Consider the following 5,798-nt stretch of genomic DNA (forward strand, 5'->3'; position numbering starts at 1 on the left):
GAGCCGGGAAAGGACGGATGCCCGGGCGGCAGGCGGAGCGGCTTCGCTGGCGCGGGGGGGGGCCGCCCCCCGGGGGGGGGCGGCCCCCCCCCCCCCGGGCGGGGGGGGGCCCGCTTCGCTGTGTGCCGGTTCGGCCGGATCTGTGATGCCGGTCGCTTCCGGCCTGAATGCCGCTGATCGATTCCGACTTCCGGCACCAATTGCCGCATCCTTGACGTATCGCGGGGTGTCGTGGTGCGGCAGGGCGTGCCGGTGGGTCGGAGAGAGGTTTCAGGGATGAGTGCTGGACCGGTGTCCGCGTTCGACGTCGTCGGTGTCCGGGGGAAGGGGTACCGCCCGGAGCAGGTGGACCGGGCGGTCGCCGCCCTGACGGCCGAGCGGGACGGGGCGCTTGCCGAGATCGCGCGGCTGACGGGCCGGGCCGAGGAGCTGCACGCCGAGGCGGCCCGGCTGGCGGAGACCGTCGCGGCGCTGCCCGTGCAGGACTACGCGGAGCTGGGGGAGCGGGCCCAGCGGATCCTGGCCCTGGCCGAGGGGGAGGCCCAGGCGCTGGAGGCCGAGGCGGTGGCGGCGGGCCAGGCGCTGCGGGACGAGGCGGAGGCGGCGGGCCGGGCGGCCGGGGACGCGGCGCGCGAGGCGGCCGGCGCGGTGCGTGCGGCGGCGGAACAGGCGGCCGAGGAGCGGGTGGCCGGGGCGGTCCGGGAGGCGGAGGAGCTGCTCGCCGCGGCCCGGCAGGACGCCGAGGAGGTGCGGTCGGCGGCCGCTTCCGCGATGGAGGAGACCCGTAGCCGTACGGCGGGTGTGCTGGCCCACCAGGAACAGGAGCACGCGGAACGCCTCAAGGCGGCCGAGGCCGAACTGGCCGCCGAGGAGGCCGCGTTGGAGGCCCGGCACGCGGAGCTGACCGAGCGGGCCGAGGCGCTGCTCACGGAGGCGGGCCGGCACCTCGCCGCCACCCAGGAGACGGCCCGGCACGGCCAGGAGGACGCGGAGGCGCGGGCGGCGGAGCTGCTGGCCGAGGCCCGGGTCCGCGAGGAGCGGGTGGTCCGGGAGACCGAGCGGATCCTGCGGGTGCACGAGGAGGGCCGCGAGGAGGCCCAGGCGCACATGGCGCACGTCCGCAGCTCGTTGGCCGCGTTGACGGGGCGGGCGGCGACGCCGAGGGACGAGTCGGAGGACTGACCGGGGGGCGAGTCGGAGGACGGGCCCGAGAGCTGAGCGCGCCCCTTCCGGCCCGCGGCGGGGGGGGGCGGGGCGGGGCGCAACGGGTGGCAACTCTTGACGAATGCGTGTTCTCGGGAGGTGATGGGAGTGATCAGTTCCCCCGTCTCCGTTCCCCGTTCACCAGGGAGTGTTCATGTCGGTCGAAGCGCCGGACATTTTGTCACCCGAGTTCGAGAGAGACCCTTATCGGGCGTATCGCCGGATGCGACAGGACGCGCCGCTCCTGTGGCACGAGGCCACGAAGAGTTACATCGTCTCGCGCTACGAGGACGTGGAGCGCGTCTTCAAGGACAAAGCCGGTGAATTCACCACCGAGAACTACGACTGGCAGATCGAGCCCGTCCACGGGCGGACGATTCTCCAGCTCAGCGGGCGCGAGCACGCCGTACGCCGCGCTCTGGTCGCGCCCGCTTTCCGGGGTGCCGACCTGCGGGACAAGTTTTTACCCGTCATCGAGCGCAATTCGCGCGAGCTGATCGACGCGTTCCGTCACTCCGGTTCCGTCGATCTGGTGGCCGACTACGCCACCCGCTTTCCCGTGAACGTCATTGCGGACATGCTCGGTCTGGACAAGTCCGACTATGAGCGTTTTCACGGCTGGTATACGGCTGTCATCGCCTTTCTCGGTAATCTCTCCGGCGATCAGGACGTGGCGCGGGCAGGTGAACGTACGCGCGTCGAGTTCGCCGAGTACATGCTGCCGATCATCCGCGAACGGCGGGAGTCGCCGGGCGACGATCTGCTGTCGACGCTGTGCACCGCGGAGGTCGACGGTGTCCGGATGAGCGACGAGGACGTCAAGGCGTTCTGCAGTCTGCTGCTGGCGGCGGGCGGGGAGACCACCGACAAGGCCATCGCCGGTATCTTCGCCAACCTGCTGACGAACCCGGAGCAGTTGGCGGCGGTCCGCGCCGACCGGAGTCTGATATCCCGTGCCTTCGCCGAGACGCTGCGCTACACCCCGCCGGTGCACATGATCATGCGCCAGTCGGCGGCGGACGTGGAGCTGAGCGGCGGCACCGTACCGGCGGGCTCCACGGTGACCTGCCTGATCGGCTCCGCCAACCGTGACGAGGACCGCTACCGCGACCCCGATGTCTTCGACATCTTCCGCGAGGACCTGACCGCCACGAACGCGTTCTCGGCGGCGGCCGACCATCTCGCCTTCGCGCTCGGCCGGCATTTCTGCGTGGGTGCCCTGCTGGCCAGGTCCGAAGTCGAGACGGGGGTGGGCCAGTTGCTGGACGCCATGCCCGACCTGCGGCTGGCCGATGGCTTCGACCCGGTCGAGAACGGGGTGTTCACCCGCGGTCCGAAGAGCCTGCCGGTGCTTTTCACACCGGTATCGGGCTGACAGAACACGGTCGTACCCGGGAGGCCGGGGCGGGGGGCGCTCCCCGGCCCGGCCCCCCGCCCCGGCCACCCGGAAGGGTTCCCGGCCCGGCCTCCCGCTACTGCGCCATCGGGCTGAACTGGACCGGCAGCGCCGACAGTCCGCGCATCCAGATCGAGGGCCGCCACGTCAGCTCCGCCGGTTCGACCGCCAGCATCAGGTCCGGCAGCTGCTCCAGCAGCGTCTCCACCGCCGTACGGGCCATGACGTCGGCTAGCAGCGGTGCGGGGTAGGGGCAGCGGTGCTCGCCGCCGCTGAACGACAGGTGTGCGGAGTTCTCGGCCCCGACGTACGCCTCCGGCCAGATCTCCGGGTCGGTGTTGGCCGCCGCGATCCCCAGGACCAGGCAGTCGCCCGCCCGGATGTGCCGGCCGCCGAGCTGGGTGTCCCGTACGGCCCAGCGGCCGATGAAGTTCTGTGTCGGGGTGTCCAGCCACAGCACCTCGTTGAGCGCCTCGCCGACGCTGAGCCTGCCGCCGGAGACGTTCACCGCGAAGCGTTCGTCGGTCAGGAGCAGCCGCAGCGAGTTGCAGATCCAGTTCGCGGTGGGCTGCTGGGCCGCGGCGATCACCGAGATCAGGTCCTGGACGATCTCCTCGTCGGTGAGGCCCGCTTCGTGCGTCACCATGCGGGAGGTGACATCGGGGCCGGGCGCCGCCCGCTTGTCCTTGACCAGTTGGCGCAGCCGGTCGCCGACGCGTCCGTACGCCGCCACCGGGTCGTCCCCCTCGCCGGCGTCGAGGGAGATCCGCAGGTCGTCCACCAACTGCTGGGTGTCCGAGCCCGACACCGGCATGCCGCACATCTGGACCACGGCCCGCATCGGCAGCGCGTGGACGTAACTGCTCATCAGCTCCGTCCGGCCGCTTCCGGCGAACTCCGCGATGAGCCGGTCGGCGATGCGCCGGCAGTCGCGTGCCAGCTCGAATTGGTCGACGCCCTCCAGGGCTTCGGTGATGACCCCGGCCCTGCGGCGGTGCTCGTCGCCCTCCGTGAAGAGCACGGAGGGCTGGTAGCCGACGAACGGCAGCAGGGGCCAGTCCGGCGGAATGGTCTCCCACTGGTTCCAGCGGCGCGAGTCCCGTGCGAACAGCTCGTCGTGCGTGGTGACGTAGGAGAGTTCGGCGTAGCCGAGGACCAGCCAGGCCGGTACGTCACCGTCGAGCAGGACCGGCGCCACCGCGCCGTGCTCCCGCCGCAGCGAGCGGTAGAGCTCCGTGGGCGTCTGCTGGTAGGAGGCTCCGGACAGCCGTACGGCACCGGGGGCGACCGGGCAGCCGGAGGGGGCGGTGGTGCCCGTAGCGCGGGGGGAGCCGAAGGAAGGATCGAAGGACGGGCTGGAGGTGCTCATGGTGTCGTCTCCCGGGCGATGGCCATCGTGCGCAGATGGTCGACGAGCGTGATCAGGACGTTCTTGCTGGAGGTCCGGACCCGGGCGTCGCAGTCGATCATCGGGATGTGCTCGGGCAGGGCCAGGGCCTGACGGATCTCTTCGAGGGGGTGGGCGACGTCGTCGTCGAACCGGTTGACCGCCACCACGAACGGGGTGCCGTGGTGTTCCAGCCGGTCGATCGCGTACCAGGAGTCGTCCATCCGGCGCGTGTCCACGAGGACGACCGCGCCGAGCGTGCCGGAGAACAACCGGTCCCACAGGAACCAGAAGCGCTCCTGTCCCGGGGCGCCGAACAGGTACAGCACGATGCGCTCATTGAGGCTGATGCGTCCGAAGTCGAAGGCGACCGTGGTGGTCGTCTTGCCATCGACGCCGCTCGTCTCGTCGACGCCGACACCGGCCTGGGTCATGATCTCTTCGGTGTTCAGCGGCCGGATCTCGCTCACCGAGCGGACGAGCGTGGTCTTGCCGACGCCGAACCCTCCGACGACGACTATCTTCAGGCCGGTCTCGGCCGCGTCGGCCAGCGGGGTGCGCTGGGCGGGGAGCTCACAGCTTCCGGAGACCATGGAGCACCTCCTTCAGCAGTTCGGAGTCGGGGAGTTCGGCCCGCGATGCGGACACTCGGGGGTGGCGGGCGGTGATCCGGCCCATGACGTGGAGGTCGTCGAGCAGGATGCGGACCACGGTGACCGGGAGGGAGAGTTCGGCGGCGATCTCGACGACGGCGGTCGGATGGCTGCACAGTTCGAGGATCCGCGCGTGTTCGGACTGCATGCCGGGGGTCGGCCGGGACTCGCTGACCACCAGGGTCACCAGGTCGAAGGAGTCCGCGGCGCGGCTGCGTCCGCCGGTGACCGTGTAGAGCCGGTCGGGGGCTCCGGTGTCGACGGGGCGCCGGGGCGTCACGAGGGACTCCCCGGCGACGTACGTCCCGGAGAAGCGCTCCCCGGTACGGTGCCGCGCGGTGCGGCGCGCAGGTGCTCGCCGATCTGGTCGACCATCTGCGTCATCTGGTTGCCCACGATGCTGGGGTCGGCCTCCTCCGTGGCGACGACGGCCAGATGCGCGCCCTCACCGGCCTCGACGATGAACAGCAGGCCGCCGTGGAACTCGGTCATCGAGTGCCGTACGCCGCCGGAGCCGTCGCCGAACTCGATGGAAGCGCCCTGCGCCAGCGCCTGCATGCCCGAGCAGATGGCGGCCAGTTGGTCGGCCTGGTCGAGCGTGAGGTGCTCGCTCCAGCAGAGCTTGAGCCCGTCGCGGGACAGGGCCAGGGCGTGCCGCGTTCCGGGGGTCTGCTCCAGCAGCCTCTGCAGGAGCCAGGTGAGGCTGTTGTCTGTGGTCTGCATGATGAGTGACGGGACCGTGGCGCCGGGGACCGGCCGACGTCCCGTGCCTCCAATCTCGGATGGTCGAGCGAGCGCGTCCGGTGACCCGGGCACCCTGCGGATGGCGTTCCGGGTTACGGCGCGGAGGACGGTGGCGGCGGTACGGTCCCGGTGTCCGGCTGCTCCGCTGCCGCCGCGTTGCCCTGGGGCCGTCGGCCACGCTGGAAGGCGCCGAACTGCTGGCCCGCGCTGCGGGGCGGGGTGGCCCGTGGCGTGTCGCCCCGCGGGTTCGCCGGGGACGCGGCCGCGGGCGAGCCGCGGTGACGGCCGCGCTCGGCCTCGCCCATGGTGCGGCCGGGCGTACGGACAGGGAGGCCCCCGGGGGTGGAGGCCGCCGGTCCCGGGCGGGCCGCGGGCTGCTGCGGCTCACGCGGACGGGCGACGAGGGGGTCGGGGG

The 5,798-nt window shown here is 72.0% G+C and carries 6 protein-coding genes and 1 pseudogene; 2 read left to right on the plus strand and 5 right to left on the minus strand.

The annotated features are described in order from the left end of the window. Positions 1 to 276 precede the first annotated feature (276 nt). Positions 277 to 1,182, plus strand: a complete 906-nt coding sequence (locus JS521_RS29075) for a coiled-coil domain-containing protein (RefSeq protein WP_205085927.1) — start codon at positions 277 to 279, stop codon at positions 1,180 to 1,182. A 244-nt stretch (positions 1,183 to 1,426) separates the two neighbouring features. Continuing rightward, positions 1,427 to 2,578 (plus strand): cytochrome P450, encoded by a 1,152-nt coding sequence (locus JS521_RS29080; RefSeq protein ID WP_239487986.1) that lies wholly within the window; start codon positions 1,427 to 1,429, stop codon positions 2,576 to 2,578. A gap of 97 nt (positions 2,579 to 2,675) precedes the next feature. Here the strand turns inward: JS521_RS29080 and JS521_RS29085 are convergent, their stop codons facing one another. From JS521_RS29085 to JS521_RS29105, 5 genes and pseudogenes are all read right to left on the minus strand, one after another. Next, a complete protein-coding gene (locus JS521_RS29085) occupies positions 2,676 to 3,968 on the minus strand; it encodes a cytochrome P450 (protein WP_205085929.1) in 1,293 nt (430 codons plus the stop codon). Further along, on the minus strand, positions 3,965 to 4,579 hold the full coding sequence (locus JS521_RS29090; RefSeq protein WP_097985429.1) for a GTP-binding protein: 615 nt from the start codon (positions 4,577 to 4,579) through the stop codon (positions 3,965 to 3,967). Before JS521_RS29090 ends, JS521_RS29085 begins: the two co-directional genes overlap by 4 nt. Next, positions 4,560 to 4,919 carry a DUF742 domain-containing protein gene (locus JS521_RS29095; protein ID WP_205085930.1) on the minus strand — a complete coding sequence of 120 codons (360 nt, stop codon included), beginning with the start codon at positions 4,917 to 4,919 and terminating at the stop codon, positions 4,560 to 4,562. The genes JS521_RS29090 and JS521_RS29095 overlap by 20 nt, the downstream gene beginning before the upstream one ends. Beyond that, a complete protein-coding gene (locus tag JS521_RS29100; RefSeq protein ID WP_010059774.1) occupies positions 4,916 to 5,362 on the minus strand; it encodes a roadblock/LC7 domain-containing protein in 447 nt (148 codons plus the stop codon). The genes JS521_RS29095 and JS521_RS29100 overlap by 4 nt, the downstream gene beginning before the upstream one ends. Before the next feature lie 113 nt (positions 5,363 to 5,475). Further along, positions 5,476 to 5,798 (minus strand): annotated as a pseudogene (locus JS521_RS29105) (ATP-binding protein); the annotation flags it as partial.

This window comes from Streptomyces durocortorensis, from assembly GCF_016901035.1.
In the GTDB taxonomy this organism is placed as follows: domain Bacteria; phylum Actinomycetota; class Actinomycetes; order Streptomycetales; family Streptomycetaceae; genus Streptomyces; species Streptomyces durocortorensis.

Coding starts and splice junctions, on each gene's coding strand:
- JS521_RS29085 (WP_205085929.1), bottom strand. CDS start 3,968: ATGAGCACCTCCAGCCCGTCCTTCGATCCTTCCTTCGGCTCCCCCCGC.
- JS521_RS29080 (WP_239487986.1), top strand. CDS start 1,427: ATGCGACAGGACGCGCCGCTCCTGTGGCACGAGGCCACGAAGAGTTAC.
- JS521_RS29100 (WP_010059774.1), bottom strand. CDS start 5,362: ATGCAGACCACAGACAACAGCCTCACCTGGCTCCTGCAGAGGCTGCTG.
- JS521_RS29090 (WP_097985429.1), bottom strand. CDS start 4,579: ATGGTCTCCGGAAGCTGTGAGCTCCCCGCCCAGCGCACCCCGCTGGCC.
- JS521_RS29075 (WP_205085927.1), top strand. CDS start 277: ATGAGTGCTGGACCGGTGTCCGCGTTCGACGTCGTCGGTGTCCGGGGG.